The organism is Streptomyces uncialis, assembly GCF_036250755.1.
In the GTDB taxonomy this organism is placed as follows: domain Bacteria; phylum Actinomycetota; class Actinomycetes; order Streptomycetales; family Streptomycetaceae; genus Streptomyces; species Streptomyces uncialis.
In genome coordinates, this window is record NZ_CP109583.1 from 7288065 (window position 1) to 7305000 (window position 16936).

At 71.7% G+C, this 16936-nt stretch carries 17 protein-coding genes (1 of these 17 running past the window's edge); 9 read left to right on the plus strand and 8 right to left on the minus strand.

Translation table 11 applies throughout. The features are described 5' to 3' along the window. Nucleotides 1-40 precede the first annotated feature (40 nt). Nucleotides 41-565, plus strand: a complete 525-nt coding sequence (locus OG711_RS30495; RefSeq protein ID WP_329561712.1) for a SixA phosphatase family protein — start codon at nt 41-43, stop codon at nt 563-565. Between the two features lie 606 nt (nt 566-1171). Here OG711_RS30495 and serB read toward each other — a convergent pair. Further along, nucleotides 1172-2392, minus strand: coding sequence for a phosphoserine phosphatase SerB (gene serB / locus OG711_RS30500; RefSeq protein ID WP_329561714.1), 1221 nt, complete (start codon nt 2390-2392; stop codon nt 1172-1174). Between the two features lie 306 nt (nt 2393-2698). Between serB and OG711_RS30505 the strand changes: the two genes are divergently transcribed. Next, nucleotides 2699-5230 carry an ABC transporter ATP-binding protein/permease gene (locus OG711_RS30505; protein WP_329561716.1) on the plus strand — a complete coding sequence of 844 codons (2532 nt, stop codon included), beginning with the start codon at nt 2699-2701 and terminating at the stop codon, nt 5228-5230. 136 nt (nt 5231-5366) lie between these two features. Here OG711_RS30505 and OG711_RS30510 read toward each other — a convergent pair whose 3' ends face one another. The 3 genes from OG711_RS30510 to OG711_RS30520 form a co-directional block, all read right to left on the minus strand. After that, complete coding sequence (locus tag OG711_RS30510; RefSeq protein WP_073790598.1) at nt 5367-6101, minus strand: transglycosylase SLT domain-containing protein; 735 nt, start codon at nt 6099-6101, stop codon at nt 5367-5369. A gap of 295 nt (nt 6102-6396) precedes the next feature. After that, the gene (locus OG711_RS30515) at nt 6397-7644 is read right to left on the minus strand and encodes an S-adenosylmethionine:tRNA ribosyltransferase-isomerase (RefSeq protein ID WP_073790596.1); all 1248 of its coding nucleotides are present in this window, start codon (nt 7642-7644) and stop codon (nt 6397-6399) included. Next, nucleotides 7641-8339, minus strand: coding sequence for an SDR family NAD(P)-dependent oxidoreductase (locus OG711_RS30520; RefSeq protein WP_266513854.1), 699 nt, complete (start codon nt 8337-8339; stop codon nt 7641-7643). Before OG711_RS30520 ends, OG711_RS30515 begins: the two co-directional genes overlap by 4 nt. Before the next feature lie 255 nt (nt 8340-8594). Here OG711_RS30520 and OG711_RS30525 point away from each other — a divergent pair, with 255 nt between their 5' ends. The 4 genes from OG711_RS30525 (at nt 8595) to OG711_RS30540 (ending at nt 11404) form a co-directional block, all read left to right on the plus strand. Next, entirely contained in the window at nt 8595-9740 is a 1146-nt protein-coding gene (locus tag OG711_RS30525; protein ID WP_073790592.1) for a GAF domain-containing sensor histidine kinase, read from the plus strand. 7 nt (nt 9741-9747) lie between these two features. After that, on the plus strand, nt 9748-10380 hold the full coding sequence (locus tag OG711_RS30530) for a response regulator (RefSeq protein ID WP_073791566.1): 633 nt from the start codon (nt 9748-9750) through the stop codon (nt 10378-10380). A gap of 224 nt (nt 10381-10604) precedes the next feature. Beyond that, the gene (gene chpE / locus OG711_RS30535) at nt 10605-10850 is read left to right on the plus strand and encodes a chaplin ChpE (RefSeq protein WP_099279373.1); all 246 of its coding nucleotides are present in this window, start codon (nt 10605-10607) and stop codon (nt 10848-10850) included. A 314-nt stretch (nt 10851-11164) separates the two neighbouring features. Continuing rightward, complete coding sequence (locus OG711_RS30540) at nt 11165-11404, plus strand: chaplin family protein (protein ID WP_073790588.1); 240 nt, start codon at nt 11165-11167, stop codon at nt 11402-11404. A 69-nt stretch (nt 11405-11473) separates the two neighbouring features. Here the strand turns inward: OG711_RS30540 and OG711_RS30545 are convergent, their stop codons facing one another. After that, the gene (locus OG711_RS30545) at nt 11474-12262 is read right to left on the minus strand and encodes a hypothetical protein (RefSeq protein WP_073790586.1); all 789 of its coding nucleotides are present in this window, start codon (nt 12260-12262) and stop codon (nt 11474-11476) included. A 119-nt stretch (nt 12263-12381) separates the two neighbouring features. Here OG711_RS30545 and OG711_RS30550 point away from each other — a divergent pair, with 119 nt between their 5' ends. From OG711_RS30550 to OG711_RS30560, 3 genes are all read left to right on the plus strand, one after another. Beyond that, nucleotides 12382-13173: an ABC transporter ATP-binding protein gene (locus tag OG711_RS30550; protein ID WP_073790584.1), complete on the plus strand. Its 792-nt coding sequence runs from the start codon at nt 12382-12384 to the stop codon at nt 13171-13173. A gap of 203 nt (nt 13174-13376) precedes the next feature. Next, nucleotides 13377-13808 carry an NfeD family protein gene (locus OG711_RS30555; RefSeq protein WP_329561722.1) on the plus strand — a complete coding sequence of 144 codons (432 nt, stop codon included), beginning with the start codon at nt 13377-13379 and terminating at the stop codon, nt 13806-13808. A gap of 230 nt (nt 13809-14038) precedes the next feature. Then, nucleotides 14039-14971, plus strand: coding sequence for an SPFH domain-containing protein (locus OG711_RS30560; protein WP_073790580.1), 933 nt, complete (start codon nt 14039-14041; stop codon nt 14969-14971). Nucleotides 14972-15132: 161 nt separating this feature from the next. On the opposite strand, the gene OG711_RS30565 is transcribed toward OG711_RS30560, so the two are convergent. From OG711_RS30565 to OG711_RS30575, 3 genes are all read right to left on the minus strand, one after another. Beyond that, nucleotides 15133-15639: an HNH endonuclease gene (locus OG711_RS30565; RefSeq protein WP_073790578.1), complete on the minus strand. Its 507-nt coding sequence runs from the start codon at nt 15637-15639 to the stop codon at nt 15133-15135. Between the two features lie 233 nt (nt 15640-15872). Next, the gene (locus OG711_RS30570) at nt 15873-16418 is read right to left on the minus strand and encodes a YbhB/YbcL family Raf kinase inhibitor-like protein (protein WP_073790576.1); all 546 of its coding nucleotides are present in this window, start codon (nt 16416-16418) and stop codon (nt 15873-15875) included. A 50-nt stretch (nt 16419-16468) separates the two neighbouring features. Beyond that, on the minus strand, nt 16469-16936 hold the 3' portion of the coding sequence (locus OG711_RS30575; protein ID WP_073790574.1) for a sporulation protein. It continues 315 nt past the right edge of the window; the window shows 468 of its 783 coding nt (coding positions 316-783); its start codon lies off the right edge, out of view — the gene reads right to left on this strand; it ends in the stop codon at nt 16469-16471.

Below are 16936 nucleotides of genomic sequence, written 5' to 3' on the forward strand. Positions count from 1 at the left end.
CCCTGCGCCCGGTAACAGGTTTCATGCGAAGCTGGAACACATGAGCGTCGCAGAACCCCGCAGGATCGTCGTTTTCCGGCACGCCAAGGCCGACTGGCCCGACGTCGCCGACCACGAGCGCCCGCTGGCCGAGCGCGGACGGCAGGACGCCCCCGTCGCCGGACGCAGGCTCGCCGACACCGGAATCTCCTTCGACCTGGCCCTCTGTTCCACCGCGGTCCGTACCCGCGAGACCTGGAAGCTGGCGGTCCACGAGCTCCCGCACCGACCGCGGACGGTCTACGAGGAGCGGATCTACGAGGCGTCGCCGGGTGAGCTGATCACCCTGCTGAACGAGACCCCCGACGAGGCGCGGAACGTTCTCCTGATCGGCCACAATCCTGGGGCGCAGGGGCTCACCCAGGTGCTCGCCGGCTCCGCCGAGGGTGACGCCGCGGAGCGGCTCGCGGGGCGGGGTTTCCCGACCTCCGCGTTCGCGGTGCTCACGTTCACGGGTTCCTGGAAGACCCTGGAACCCGAGTCGGCCACCCTCACGGGGTACTGGGCCCCCGGCCGGACCCCCTGACCCACCCCGTCCGTACCTGCGGCTGAGCGGCGCCCCAGGTGGGTGCCTCGTGCTGTTCCTTCCCGGGTGCGGGCCGGTTCTCGTCTTGCGCAGTTCCCCGCGCCCCTTTGGGGCGCACCCGGCTTGTTCTTCGGGTCGGTGCCGGCCCCGCACCCGACCGACAGCCTCAAGAGGCGCCCCCGAAGGGGCGCGGGGAACTGCGCAAAAACGAGGGCGACCCGCCCCCGAAGAGCGACCGCAATGGGGCAGCATCCAGGGGCGCGAGGAACTGCGCGAGCAACCAAGGGCCACCCGCACCCGAACGGGAACCGGAAGCGGCACGTCCTCAGGGGCGCGGGGAACTGCGCACCCACGAACGACCTGTGCGGGAACAAGTACGCCCAGCACAGGCACCCGGAGGCGCGAGCGAAGGCGACCCGCGGGGAACTGCGCACCCCACGAGCGACGGCACAGGGACGAGTACGCCCCGCACAGGAAACCCCGGGGCGCGAGCGAAGGCGACCCGCGGGGAACTGCGCACCCCACGAGCGACGACACAGGGACAAGTACGCCCCGCACAGGAAACCCCGGGGCGCAAGCGAAGGCGACCCGCCGGGGGACGCCACCTCAAACCTGGACGGAGTCCTCGTCGTGGATGTCCGCCGCCTCGACCTCGTCCCGCGTCACCCCGAGCAGATACAGCACCGTGTCGAGGAACGGCACGTTCACCGCCGTATGCGCCGCCTCCCGCACCACGGGCTTCGCGTTGAACGCCACCCCGAGCCCGGCCGCGTTCAGCATGTCGAGGTCGTTCGCCCCGTCCCCGATCGCCACCGTCTGGGACAACGGCACCCCCGCCTCCGCCGCGAACCTCCGCAGCAGCCGCGCCTTGCCCGCCCGGTCGACGATCTCGCCGGTGACCCGCCCGGTCAGCTTGCCGTCCACTATCTCCAGCGTGTTGGCCTGCGCGAAGTCGAGTCCGAGGCGTTCCTTGAGGTCGTCCGTGACCTGGGTGAACCCGCCCGACACGACCCCCACCTGGTAGCCGAGCCGCTTGAGCGTACGGATCAGGGTCCGGGCGCCCGGCGTCAGCCGCACCTCGCTGCGGACCTTCTCCACCACCGACGCGTCGAGCCCCGCCAGCAGCGCCACCCGCGCGTGCAGCGACTGCTCGAAGTCCAGCTCCCCGCCCATCGCCGCGGCCGTGACCTCCGCGACCTGCTTCTCGCAGCCGGCGTGCGCCGCGAACAGCTCGATGACCTCGTCCTGGATCAGGGTCGAGTCGACGTCCATCACCACCAGCCGCTGCGCCCGTCGGTGCAGCCCCGCCGACACCACCGCGACGTCCACGCCGAGCGAGGCGGACGCGGTCGCCAGCTCCGTGCGCAGGGCCTCGGTGCTCGCACCGGACACCGCGAATTCGACGGCCGTCACCGGATACTTGGCGAGGCGGAAGATCCGGTCGATGTTGCCGCCGACCGCGGTGATCCTGGACGCTATGCCCGCCGTCGACTCCGCGGTGAGCGGGTGGCCGAGGACGGTCACGAGGGAGCGGCCGACACCGCGCGGGCGGTTGTCACCGTGGCCGGAGATGATCTCGGCCTGCATCTTCATGGACTGGGCCCAGCCGTGGACGGTCACCCGCAGATCGCCCGCGAGCCCGTGGGGCGGCTCGGTGACGAGGGCGCACAGGGTGATGCGGCCCCGGGTGACGACCTGCTCGATGTCGACCACGTCGACGGAGTAGGCGGCGAGGGTGTCGAAGAGCCCCGCTGTGAGACCGGGGCGGTCCCTGCCGAAGATCTTGACCAGGAGAGTGGGAACGTCTGAGGTCTGCGAAGCGCTCATGGTGCTTCCACGGTATCCGGCGCCCCCGCCGGACGCGCGAGCGGTCCGGTTGCCGGACAGCCGCGCCTCCCGCCGCGCACCGCGTGCCCCGCCCGCACCCCGCACCCCGCGTCCCGTATCGGTGCCCGCACCCGAGGCCCCGTCGGACCGTCCGCCCGGCACCCGTCCGACCGTCCGCCGGGCCCCGGTCCGATGGCCCGACTTTCGAATAGAGGGCTGAGCCTGAAATAGTTCCCCACATTGTTCGCCATCCCTAAACTCCCCATGACGGGGGACTAATCGGGGGACACAGCAGTGGGGCATGGAGTGCCGGAACTCGTAGTGGAAGTGAACGGACGGACCTGGACGCTCGACCCGTCCAGGCCGTTGACCCTCGGACGTGATCCGCAGGGGGACATCGTGCTCGACGACGCCAGGGTCTCCTGGCGGCACGCCACGATCAGCTGGAACGGCCGGACGTGGGTCGTCGAGGACCACGGCAGCACCAACGGCACCTTTGTGCAGGGCCATCGGATCCATCAGGCGGACATCGGCCCGGGAGCGGCCGTCCACCTCGGCAACGGCAACGACGGCCCGCGGATCGATCTGCGGACCGCCGGCGCCCCGGCCGCCGCGCACCAGCAGGCCGCCCCTCAGCAGGGCGCGTCCGCGCAGCAGCAGGCGTGGCCGGGACAGCAGCCGCAGCAGGCCCCGGGCGCCCAGGACTGGCAGCAGCAGCCCGCCCAGCAGCCCGCCCAGCAGCCACCCGCTCAGCAGGTACCGCGGCAGCAGGGGCCCGGCGGGGCCGGTGCGGCGGGCGCGCCGCCGGTGTACGGCGACCGCAGCCCCACCACCTTCCACCAGCTCGCCCTCGGCCGGGTCATGCGGATCGGCCGTGCGCTGGAGAACGAGCTGGTCGTCTCCGACCTCCAGGTCTCCCGCCACCACGCCGAGTTCCACGCCACTCCCGACGGCCGGTTCCAGATGCGGGACCTCGGGTCCCACAACGGCACCTACCTCAACGGTATGCCGATCGCCAAGGGCGGCACCGTCCTGCTCGGCCCGACCGACATCGTCGGTGTCGGCCACTCGACGTTCCGCCTGGTCGACGGCCGGCTGGAGGAGTTCGTCGACACCGGCGAGATCTCCTTCTCGGCCCGCCATCTGACGGTCACCGTCGACGGCGGCAAGCAGATCCTCAAGGACGTGTCCTTCGGCGTCCCGGAGAAGTCCCTGATCGCCGTCATCGGCCCGTCCGGCTCCGGCAAGTCGACGCTGCTCAAGGCGCTCACCGGCTACCGCCCCGCCGACCGGGGCGATGTCCTGTACGACAACCGGAACCTGTACAAGCAGTTCGCCGAGCTGCGTCAGCGCATCGGACTGGTCCCGCAGGACGACATCCTGCACAAGGAGCTGACCGTCCGGAAGGCGCTGAAGTACGCGGCGAAGCTGCGCTTCCCCGCGGACACCAGCGAGCAGGAGCGCGAGCAGCGCATCGGTGAGGTGCTGCGCGAGCTGAAGCTGGACATCCACAAGGAGAAGCGGGTCAGCTCCCTGTCCGGCGGCCAGCGCAAGCGGGTGTCGGTGGCGCTGGAGCTGCTGACCAAGCCGTCGCTGATCTTCCTGGACGAGCCGACCTCGGGTCTCGACCCGGGCATGGACCGCGATGTGATGCAGCTGCTGCGCGGGCTCGCGGACGACGGGCGCACGGTCCTGGTGGTCACCCACTCGGTCGCCGAGCTGGCGCTCTGCGACAAGCTGCTGGTGATGGCGCCCGGCGGGTCCGTCGCCTACTTCGGCCCGCCCGAGGAGGCCCTGAACTTCTTCGGCTACAGCAGCTGGGCCGATGTGTTCTCCGCCTTCGAGAACTACCGCGACTACGACTGGGCGGGCCGCTGGAAGGGCTCGCAGCACTACCAGATGTACGCCGCGGACATCGACGCCGTGGCCCCGCAGTCGGTGCAGCCGCCGTCCCCGCAGACGGTGCGCCCGCCGAAGCCGCAGAGCTGGGGCTCACAGCTGCTCACCCTGATCCGCCGCTATGTCACGGTGATCGCCTCGGACAAGGGCTTCATCGCCCTGATGCTGATCCTGCCGGCGGTCCTGGGCGCGGTCAGTCTGCTGATCAAGCCCGACCAGGCCATGCTGCCCAATCTGCCGGACGCGGACGGCACCATCACCCCGAACGGCACCGCCACCACGGTCCTGCTGATCCTCGCCGTCGGCGCCTGCTTCGCGGGCGCCGCGAACTCCGTCCGTGAGCTGATCAAGGAACGGGTCATCTACGAACGGGAGCGGGCCACCGGTCTGTCCCGGTCGGCGTATCTGATGTCCAAGGTCGTCGTGCTCGGGATGATCACCGTGCTCCAGGGCGCGATCGTGGGCGGTATCGGCTTCACGATGCGTGACATCCCGGAGGAGGGGGTCGTCCTCGGCGGGTTCACCCTGCTGGAGCTGTGTCTGCCGGTCATGGCGCTCGGCTTCACCTCGATGATGTTCGGTCTGATCATCTCCGCGCTGGTCAAGACGGCCGAGAAGACCATGCCGCTGCTCGTGATGTTCGCGATCGTCCAGATCGTCTTCACGGGCTGCCTGTTCACCCTGAACGGCGCTGTCGGTGTCAACGAGCTGTCCTATTTGATGCCGTCCCGCTGGGCCGTCGCGGCGGCGGGCGCCACGCTGAACCTCAATGTCGTCACCCCGAACACCGACGACCCCGGCAACACCGACCCGCTGTGGGACCACACCGCCGGGACCTGGCTGCTGGACATGGGGGTCCTGCTGCTCCTCGGGGCGCTGTGCGGCCTTCTGGTGGCCCACTTCCTGCGGCGCCACGAGCCGGAGGTCATGCGCAAGTAGGTCACCGACCGACCCGGGACGGCCGCGGAGGGCGACCCACCGGACGGCCGGCCCCACGAGAGACGCCGAGGGCGGCACCCGCGCGGGTGCCGCCCTTCGTCGTGCCGGCGTGGAGCTCCGGAGGTCCCGGCCGGGCTCAGTAGGCGCCGAAGACGTTGTCGATCGAGCCGTACCGGTCGGCCGCGTAGTTGGCGGCGGCGGTGATGTTGGAGACCGGGTGGTAGATGTCGAACGGCGTACCGGACACGTGGTACGAGCTGAACGTCGGCGGGATCACCTGGAGCAGCCCCTTCGAGGGGATGCCGTTGCGGGCGTTGATGTCCCACAGGTTGATCGCGCGCGGGTTGCCGCTCGACTCACGGATGATGTTGCGGTACAGCCCGTTGTACGAACCCGGGATGTCGTTCTTCTTCATGACGTCGAGGGACTCGCGGATCCAGCCGTCCAGGTTGTTCGCGTACGACACGGTGCGGGCGGCGGCGCGGCTCGCGGAGGTCGGCTGCTGACGGGACTGCTCGGCGTCGGCCTTCGCCTCGGCGGCACGCTCGGTCTTCGTCTTGTCGACGGCCTGCTTCGCCTCGGCGGCGCGCTGGTCCTTCTGCGCCTTCAGACGGTCGGCGGCGGCCTTGGCCTTCTGGTCGGCCACGGCACGCTGCCCGGTGACGTCCGTGCTGACGTCCTGGAGCTTCTGCTGCTTCTGGAAGGCCGCGGGGGCGGCGGCCTCGGTCACCGGGGCCTCGGAGCCGCCGGACGGGATCAGGGTGAACGCGAGGGCCGCGGCACTGAGGGTGGCGACACCGGCGATCGAGTACTTGTGCGTCCGGGTCAGCTTCAGGCGACTGTCACCGGAGGAGTTGCTGTTCTTCGGCATGGCAGTGGGACCTCTTCGAGTAGCGGAGGTCGCTCGGGCCCGGCAGGGGACAGGTGTTTCCGACACAAACGCCGCGGGCAGACTCCCGCGGCGTCGAGCGACGGCAGCCATTGTTAGCGGCCGCAAAATCGCGTGGCAATCATGTGACGTACGAAGCCGGATAGTGGATCAGGGGGGCCGGTGAAGGCCCCGAATCGGGCACCCGTCCCGTTCACATGGCCTTTATCCGACCACTAGGGACCTTCGTACGTGACGTGCGTCCTATGCCGGGGCTCACATCGCCCTTACCCCGATCTCACCTTGAGTTGCTGGAGCAACGCTCACCGTGAGGGTTCTCCGTCGGCAGGACGAGATGCACGTCCCCGAACTCGTGCCACAGGTAGAGGCCGTGCAGCGCCTCCTCGTACGCGCGGGCCACGGCCCGCTCACCGGCCAGTGCCCGCAGCAGCGCCCGCTGCGGCGCCCGCGGCCCGTGCAGCCCGGTCAGCAGCCCGTCCACCACCCGCGCCCCGCGCCCGGGGGCCACCACCAGATCCGTCCATCCCCGCGCCGCCCGGACCACCGCGGGCGCCCCCGCCGCCCCGCCGTCCCGGGGAGTGGGGTCCGCCGCACCCCGCGCCCCGGCCCCCTGGCCGAGCCTCACGCCCCCGGACACCCCCTCCGGGGCCCCCGCCCCGGTGGACGCCCCCAGGGGCTCCACCGCCGACTCCACGGCCCGCACCGCCGTCGCCCCCACCGCGATGACCCGGCCGCCGCCCGCCCGCGCGGCATTGATGAGCCGCGCCGACGCCTCCGGCACGCCGAAACGCTCCGCCGGGGGAGGACCGACCGCCTCCGGCGGCGCCACCCCCCGGTCCAGCCGGACCGGCGCGAACTGCACCCCCCGCCGCACCAGGTCCGTGACCACCCGCGCCGTGAAGGGCCGCCCCGCGGCCGGCATCTCCGCACTGCCCGAACCGTCGTCCGACCGCAACGCGAACACCGTCCGGTACGCCGACAGCGGCTGATCCCGCTCCGTGTACGCGTACCGGACCGGCCGCCCGTACCGCCGCAACAGCTCAGGCACCCCCGTACCCGCCGCCCGCCCCGCCGCACCGGCCACCAGCCGCGCCCACCACAGCCGGTCCCCGCCGCCCGCGGACTCCTCCAGTACCAGCCGCGCGCCGCCCGGCAGCCGTACCGCTGTATCCACACGCGAGCCCGCACGCGCGCGCGTGGTGCCCGTCCCGTCCGGTTCCCGCAACTCGACGGCCCACCGGCCGTCGTCCCCGCACACCGAGAAATGCACCACCACGCGCGCGCGGCCCACCTCGCCGTCCACCGCGGCGGCCAGCGTCGGCGAGGTGTTCACCACCAGCACGTCACCCGCCCGCAGCAGCGCGGGCAGCTCCCGGAACATATGACCCGACACCTCCGGGCCCCGCGACACCAGCAACCGCACCGCGTCCCGGCCCGCGCCCCCGCCCCGCCGTTCCACCGGCAGCCGCGCGGGCAGCCCGTCCGGCACCCGGAACACCGGCGCCGCGCCCCTGCCGACGGTCACCTCGGTTCCAGCAGCCCGGGTGCCGCGTACCGCCCACTGGCCGGACGCTCGTCCAGCAACCGCAGGAACGCGGGCACCACCTGCTCCGGCAGCGGACGCCCCGACTCGTCCTCCGCCGGCTCCGCCGCCCGGTACAGATCCGTCCGCATGTCCCCCGGATCGACCGCCCACACCCGCAGCCCCGGCTCCTCCACCGCCAGCACCGCCGCCAGATGGTCCAGCGCGGCCTTCGACGCCCCGTAACCGCCCCACGTCTCGAACGGCTCCGCCGCCGCCTCCGAGCTCAGCGCCAGCACCGTCCCCCGCGGCGCCCGCCGCAGCAGCGGAAGCGCCTCCTGGACCAGCCCCAGCGCGGCCACCACATTCACCTCCAGGGCGTGCCGCAGCCCGTCCAGCGGCTGCGCCTCCAGCCGCACCAGCGGCTCGGCGCCCAGCACACTCGCGTTGTTCACCAGCAGATCGAGCCCGCCCAGCGCCCGCGCGGCGGCCACCAGCTCCGCCCGGTGCGCCCCGTCCGTCACACTCCCCGGCAGCGCCGTCACCCGCGTACCGTGCGTGCGCACATCGTCCGCCGTCCGCTCCAGCACCCCGGCGGTCCGCGCGTCCAGCACCAGGTCCCAGCCCCGCCGGGCCAGCGCCATCGCCAGCGCCCGCCCCAGTCCCTTGGACGCCCCCGTGATGATCGCCACCGGCATGGCAGTCGGTCCCCTTCCCTGTTCTGGTCCCCGTCCGAAGCCCGACCGCCCCGCCGTACAGCCGGCTCCTGCCCTACGGCGGGACGGTCCGCCGCACATAGGGCGCGGCACCCCCAAACGTAGGAACCCGCCCGCCCCGCCCGCCTCGGACGCCGGGCGCAGTCCCCGGGTCCCTTGGCCCTAGTCCGCTCGGCCTACCCCGCCCCGACCAGCGGACCGATACGCAGTGTCACCCCCCGCCGGTACGGTGAAAGCATGAGTCACGGCCCACGATCCGGCCTCGCCGCGGTCAGCACCGCGCTGCTGGCGATGAGCAGGCACCTGGAGGTACGCGACGTCCTCAAGACGATCGTGGCCTCCGCCCGCGACCTGCTCGACGCGCAGTACGCCGCGCTCGGCGTCCCCGACGACCACGGGGGCTTCGCCCAGTTCGTCGTCGACGGCGTGAGCGACGAGCAGTGGCGCGCCATCGGCCCCCTCCCCAGACAGCACGGCATCCTCGCCGCGATGCTCAGGGACGCGCGGACCGAGCGCCTCGCCGATGTCCGCCGCGACCCCCGCTTCGAGGGCTGGCCCGCCTCCCACCCCGACATGTCCGACTTCCTCGGCATGCCGATCAGGGACGGCGACGAGATCATGGGCGCCCTCTTCCTCGCCAACAAGAACTGCCCCAAGCCGCACAACACCTGCGGCTTCACCCAGGAGGACGAGGACCTCCTCACGATCCTCGCGCAGCACGCCGCCATCGCCCTCACCAACGCCCGCCTCTACGAACGCAGCCGCGAGCTCACCATCGCCGAGGAACGCTCCCGCCTCGCCCACGAACTGCACGACGCCGTCAGCCAGAAGCTCTTCTCCCTGCGTCTCACCGCCCAGGCCGCCGCCGCCCTCGTCGACCGTGACCCCGTCCGCGCCAAGGGCGAGCTGACCCAGGTCGCCGCCCTCGCCGCCGAGGCCGTCGAGGAACTGCGCGCCGCCGTCGTGGAGCTGCGCCCCGCCGCCCTCGACGAGGACGGCCTCGTGGCCACGCTCCGCACCCATGTCCAGGTCCTCGACCGCGCCCACTCCGCGCGCGTCACCTACAGCGGCTATCTGCCGCGCGCCCTTCCCGCAGCCCAGGAGGAAGCCGTGCTGCGCGTCTCGCAGGAAGCCCTGCACAACGCCCTGCGCCACTCCGGCGCCGGGCAGGTGGACGTCAGCCTCGACCCCCGGGGCAAGGGCGCCCTCCTGCGTATCCGCGACGACGGCGGCGGCTTCGAACCCCGGACCGTACGCCGCGCGGGACGCCATCTCGGTCTGGTGTCCATGCGTGACCGCACCGCGGGCGTCGGTGGCAGGCTGACCGTGGAATCGGCGCCCGGCGAGGGCACCACGATCACGATGGAGGTTCCCGGTGGCTGACAAGAGGATGATCCGTGTTCTCCTCGTGGACGACCACCAGGTCGTCCGCCGGGGACTGCGCACCTTCCTGGAGGTACAGGACGACATAGAGGTCGTCGGCGAGGCCGCCGACGGCACCGAGGGGGTCGCCCAGGCCGAGGAGCTGAAACCCGACGTCGTCCTGATGGACGTCAAGATGCCCGGCATGGACGGCGTCGAGGCCCTGCGCCGGCTGCGCGAACTGGCCAACCCCGCACGCGTCCTCATCGTCACCAGCTTCACCGAGCAGCGCACCGTCGTTCCCGCGCTGCGCGCCGGAGCCGCCGGATACGTCTACAAGGACGTCGACCCCGACGCCCTCGCCGGAGCCATCCGCTCCGTCCACGCCGGACATGTCCTGCTCCAGCCGGAGGTCGCGGGCGCCCTGCTCAGCCAGGAGGGCACCGGCGGCGGCCACGGCCGCGCGGGCTCGCTCACCGAACGCGAACGCGAGGTGCTCGGCCTCATCGCCGACGGCCGGTCCAACCGCGAGATCGCCCGCGCCCTCGTCCTCTCCGAGAAGACGGTCAAGACCCATGTGTCGAACATCCTCATGAAGCTCGACCTCGCCGACCGCACCCAGGCCGCGCTCTGGGCCGTCCGGCACGGAGTGGCCGGCTGACCCCGCGCCCCGCGCCCATCCGCTGACCAGCGCTTCTTTCGCCACCCTTCCGCACGGGCGCGCCCCGGCGCACGCCACCGCGCGAAGGGGCGCCGGATTCCCGCCGGAATGAGATTCATACCATCGTGTGGATGTCACTCGAACGGCGTATCCGGGGGGAGTCCCGGCCGTTCTCCATGGTGTGCCGCGGCGAACGGTCGCGGCGAGCCAAGGAGGAGCCAGAAGTGAAGAACCTGAAGCGTGCCGCAGCCGTGACGATGGTGGCCGGTGGCCTGGTCGCCGCCGGTGCGGGGATGGCCTCCGCCACCGGCGGCGCCCACGCGCACGGCCAGGCCGTCCACTCACCGGGCGTCGCCTCCGGCAATGTCGTCCAGGCCCCCGTGCATGTCCCGGTCAACGCCGTCGGCAACACCGTGAACGTCATCGGCCTGCTGAACCCGGCCTTCGGCAACCTCGGCCTCAACCACTGACGGGTCACCCCGGCAGACGCGGGCCCCCGGCCCCACCGGGGGGCCGCCCGCGCGTGCCCACCCCGGACCCGGCCCGCACCGTCCGGCGCCCCATCGGCCACCGGCGCCCGGCACGCCACCGTCACCTCCACCGCACCCGGTACGGGGCAGACGGCCGCGGCGGCCGGGCGCACCGGTCCGATGGTCGGCCCATGGGCCTATTGCTCCGATCGGGCCGATCGGAGTGCTCCCCCGTGTCATCCCCCGGGGGCGCACGTTTCTCAGCGTGCGACCCGCGGCCGGGTCGAAACGCTCACCCAGGAGGAAACAACCCCATGAAGATCGCGAAGAAGGCCGTCCTGGCAGTCGCCGCCGCAGGCATGGCGGCCGGCGCCGCGGCCGGCTCCGCCGCCGCGGACGCGGGCGCCGAGGGCGTCGCTGCCCACTCCCCGGGCGTCGCCTCGGGCAACGTCGTCCAGGTGCCCGTCAACGTTCCGGTGAACGTCGTCGGCAACACGATCAACGTCATCGGTCTGCTGAACCCGGCGTTCGGCAACGCCGGCGTCAACCAGTGACCTGACACCACCGCGACCGTGGCCCCCGGAGAGATCCGGGGGCCACGGCCGTTCCCGGGGCGTATGCCCCTACCCCCGCTCCCGCGACTCCACATACGCGTTGTACGCGGCCACCTGCGCCCGCCGGGCCGTCCGCTCCACCGGCCGCAGCACCTCCGCCCGGGCCGCCAGCTCCGCCGCGCTGACGGCGCCCCCGTGCCCGTGCTCGTACTCACCGGCCACGGACACCAGCACCCCCACCCGCTGCGCCAGCTCCAACACCCGTACCGCGCGCGGCGGGTACCCCGGCGCGAGCAGCTCGCGCCCCCGCTCGGCCCGCGCCCGGTACGCGTCGACCGCCGCCTCCGCGACGGGCCCCGACCCCGCGAGGTCCAGCCGGGACAGGACCCGGGTCGCCTCCCGAAGGGCCTCCGCGAGCTCCCGCTCGGCCTCGCTCAGGGACGGCACGTCCGCGGGCGGCGCCACCCGCACCGGCAGACAGTGCCAGACCACCTCGACATGGACATCGCCCTGCGGACCCGCCTCGAAGACCTCCGGTACGAGCCCCAGCGCGGCCCCCTGGCAGACCACCGCCTCCTCGGCCTCCAGCGCGCGGGCGTTGAACTCCGGCGGACCGCTGAGCCCCAGCGGATGCCCCGACACCGGCAGCGCCACCCGCAGCCCGGACACCCCGAGCGCCCGCAACCGCCCCAGCGCCAGGGTCAGCCCGATGGGCCCGGACTCCCCGGGAACGCCTTCGACACGGTGGACGGCGTCCTCACCGACCACCGCCTCCGCCGCGTCGTCCGGCGAAACAAAACCGGCCAACAGGGCATTTCCCCAAGCCGCCAACCGTCCAGATCGTGGTTCCGAGAGCATGGGAACACCCTAAGGACCGACCGAGCGAACCGTGCGCACGAGCCGTGGCGTAGGTTTTGTCCGGGGGCTGCGTCCACCGACGCACGCGACGGCCGATCTGCATGGGAGACAACGCGCTCATGAGCGATGTACTGGAACTGGTGGACGTATCAGTGGTCCGCGAGGGCCGGGCACTGGTGGACCAGGTCTCCTGGTCGGTCAAGGAGGGCGAGCGCTGGGTCATCCTCGGCCCCAACGGCGCCGGCAAGACCACGCTGCTGAACATCGCCTCCAGCTACGTGTTCCCCACCAAGGGCACGGCCACCATCCTCGGCGACCAGCTCGGCAAGGTCGACGTCTTCGAGCTGCGCCCCCGTATCGGCGTCGCCGGTGTCGCGATGGCGGAGAAGCTCCCCAAGCGCCAGACCGTCCTCCAGACCGTGCTCACCGCCGCGTACGGCATGACCGCCGGCTGGCACGAGGACTACGAGGACATCGACGAGCGGCGCGCCCGCGCGTTCCTCGACCGCCTCGGTATGAGCGACTACCTGGACCGCCGCTTCGGCACCCTCTCCGAGGGCGAGCGCAAGCGCACCCTGATCGCCCGCGCGCTGATGACCGACCCCGAGCTGCTCCTGCTCGACGAGCCCGCGGCCGGCCTCGACCTCGGCGGCCGCGAAGACCTCGTACGCCGGCTCGGCAGGCTCGCCCGCGACCCCATCGCCCCGTCGATGATCATGGTCACGCACCATGTCGAGGAGATCGCCCCCGGTTTCACCCACGTCCTGATGATCCGTCAGGGCGAGGTGCTCGCCGCGGGCCCGCTCGAACTCGAACTCACCTCCCGCAACCTCTCGCTCTGCTTCGGCCTCCCCCTCGTCGTGGAACAGCGCGGCGACCGCTGGACGGCCCACGGACTGCCCCTCTCCTGACTCCGCCGACCCCGCGCGCGGGGACCCGCACCCGGGCCCCCGCGGTGACGCTCCCGACCGGCCCGCGGCCCACGTCCACCGGCCGGTACGGGAGCCTCCTCGGCCCCCGTACCCGGCAAACGCCCCGCGCTCGCCGAGATGCGCCCGATCTGCCCTGATAGGGGCCCTGTCCCCGGCACTCCCCGTGGTCCTACCATGACGATGTGGACATCGACGCATGGGTGTGGTGGCTGATCGGCGCGGTCGCGCTGGGGATTCCGCTCGTGGTGACGGCGATGCCGGAGTTCGGCATGTTCTCCGCCGGCGCCGTGGCGAGCGCGGTGACCGCCGCGCTCGGCGGAGGCATCGTTGTTCAGGTGATCGTCTTCGTCGTCGTCTCGGTGGCGCTGATCGCCGTGGTGCGCCCCATCGCGGCCCGACAGCGCGGGGGACGGCCCGACCAGGCGACCGGGATCGACGCGCTGCGCGGCAAACAGGCCGTCGTCACCGAACGGGTCGACGGCTCCGGCGGCGGCCGGATCAAACTCGCCGGGGAGATCTGGTCGGCCCGCGCGCTCGACGGCGGACAGACGTACGAGGTCGGCCAGCAGGTCGACGTGGTCGAGATCGAAGGCGCGACGGCCATCGTCATCTGACGCCCCGTCAACCCGCCGCCGTCCGGCCTCACTCGGCCTCCCGCGGGCCCGGTGGACCGCCAACGGCCGCCCCTGGGCGCGCGATCCGGCGGATCGGGGGCGTCCGGTCACCGGAACGCCCCACGCACCGGGCGGCCGTCTGACAGACTCGACCGGAAAGATCTTCAAGTAGCCGGACAATCCTCCGATCGTCCGTCAACACCGAGGTACGAAGGGTACGGGGAGCCACGATGGAACCGATCATCATCGTCCTGATCATTCTGGTGGTGCTGGTCTTCATCGCCCTGATCAAGACCGTCCAAGTCATCCCGCAGGCGAGCGCGGCCATCGTCGAACGCTTCGGCCGCTACACCCGCACGCTGAACGCCGGCCTCAACATCGTCGTCCCGTTCATCGACTCGATCCGCAACCGCATCGACCTCCGCGAGCAGGTCGTGCCGTTCCCGCCGCAGCCCGTGATCACCCAGGACAACCTGGTGGTCAACATCGACACCGTCATCTACTACCAGGTCACCGACGCGCGCGCCGCTACCTACGAGGTCGCCAGCTACATCCAGGCGATCGAGCAGCTCACCGTCACCACCCTGCGCAACATCATCGGCGGCATGGACCTGGAGCGCACCCTCACCTCCCGCGAGGAGATCAACGCGGCCCTGCGCGGCGTCCTCGACGAGGCCACCGGCAAGTGGGGCATCCGCGTCAACCGCGTCGAGCTGAAGGCGATCGAGCCGCCCACCTCCATCCAGGACTCGATGGAGAAGCAGATGCGCGCCGACCGCGACAAGCGCGCCGCGATCCTCACCGCGGAAGGCATCCGGCAGTCCCAGATCCTCACCGCGGAGGGCGAGAAGCAGTCCGCGATCCTGCGCGCCGAGGGCGAGGCCAAGGCCGCGGCCCTGCGCGCCGAGGGCGAGGCCCAGGCCATCCGCACGGTCTTCGAGTCCATCCACGCGGGCGACCCCGACCAGAAGCTCCTGGCGTACCAGTACCTCCAGATGCTCCCGAAGATCGCCGAGGGCGACGCCAACAAGCTCTGGATCGTCCCCAGCGAGATCGGCGACGCCCTGAAGGGCCTCTCCGGCGCCTTCGGCAACTTCGGCGGACTCGGCGGCGGCGCCCAGCAGTCCCCCAAGGAACGTCGCGAGAACCCTCCGCTGGACTGAACGCGTACGGCCTGACGCGTACGGCCTGACGCGTACGGACTGACGCGTAGGGCTCGACACGCACGGCGTGCCCGAACGGCCGCGCCCCCAGCGGGGCGCGGCAACGGCGACGCGCGGTGACCGGACGCCGCAAGCCCGGCGGGAACCATCGGGGACACCGGCTAAGCGGCGGAGCGCCCCAACCACGCGGGCAGCGCGTCCTGTTCCTCCAGACCCAGCGCGAGCAGCATCGCGTCCGCCGGAGTCGGCTCGAACGGGTCCCGGAGCAACGGCATCCCCGCCTGCTCCGGTGTCCGGTCGGCCTTGCGATGATTGTCCTCCGCGCAGGAGGCCACGGTGTTCAACCAGGCGTCCGCGCCACCCTGCGACCTGGGCACCACATGGTCCACGGTCGTCGCCCGCCGGCCGCAGTACGCGCACCGGTGCCGGTCCCGGACCAGCACGCCCCGCCTCGACCACGGAGCGCGTCTTCGGAACGGCACGCGTACATACCGGCACAACCTGATCACCCGCGGCGCCGGAAGCTCCACGGCGGCCGCCCGCATCAGCAGTTCGGGGTGGGCCTGCTCGACGACGGCCTTGTCCTGGAGCACCAGGACCACCGCACGGTTCAGCGTCACCGTCGACAACGGCTCGAAGCTCGCGTTCAGCACCAACGTGTCGCGCATTGAGCCCACCTCCCCTACGCACCGGCCCACCCCCCTGGCGGGCTGGGATCAACTCTGGCCGGGTGCGCCGAGATGAACAACGCAATATCCACGCGTACCCGGGACTGCTGACACCAGCGGCGCTGCCGGAATCCTGCCCCGGCACAAAAATGCCCGCCTCTGATCACTTCCAAGACCAGAGGCGGGCAAAACGTCGCGTGAACGACGGACTTCGGTGGTTCCTCGCGGAATCCTCAGCTCTCGGCGGGAGCGGCGTACTCACCGATCAACCGCGCACGCGCGAGCGTATGGAACCGCAGATTGAATCCGACCACGGCCGGCGACGCGTCACTGTCCGGCCCCAGCTTCTCCTGGTCGACCGCGTACACCGTGAACACATAACGGTGGGCGGGGTCACCGGGCGGCGGGGCGGCGCCACCGAAATCCTTCGTCCCGTAGTCGTTGCGCACCTGTACGGCACCGGCGGGCAGCCCCACGAAGGAGCCGCTGCCCGCACCCGCGGGGAGCTCCGTCACCGACACCGGGATGTCGAACACGGTCCAGTGCCAGAACCCGCTGCCCGTCGGCGCGTCCGGGTCGAAGCACGACACCGCGAAACTGCGCGTCCCCTCCGGGAACCCCTCCCACCGCAACTGCGGCGAGGTGTTCCCGGCGGCGTGGACCTGGGCGTCCTTCAGTACCCCGCCCGGCTCGACGTCCTCGCTCACCAGCGTGAACGAGGGCACCGGCGGATGGAAGTCATGGGGAAGGGGCGGCCTCTTGGACTCGGACTCGGTCACCTCGGTACCTCCTGGCTCTGTACGTTCGACGACAACGCTGCGCGCCGAGCCTAGAACCAGTTGCGCTTGCCGCCGACCTCCGACAGCCACTGGTTCAGATAGGCGGACCAGTCGGTCCCCTGGAAGTCGTGCAGCCCCACCTTGAAGGAACGGAAGGTGTCGCTGCCCTCACTGAAGAGACCCGGCTTCTTGTCCATCTCCAGGATGACGTCCATCTCGCGGTCGTCCGCGACGAAGCTCAGCTCCACCTGGTTCAGCCCGTGGTACTGCTGCGGCGGGAGGAACTCGATCTCCTGGTAGAACGGCAGCTTCTGCCGCGTCCCCCGGATGTGACCGCGCTCCATGTCCGCGTTCTTGAAGCGGAACCCGAGCTGCGCGAACGCGTCCAGGATCGCCTGCTGCGCGGGCAGCGGGTGCACCTGGATGGGGTCCAGGTCACCGGAGTCCACCGCGCGCGCGATCTCCAGCTCGGTCGTCACCCCGATGTTCATCCCCCGCAGGTGCTGACCGCCGAAGTG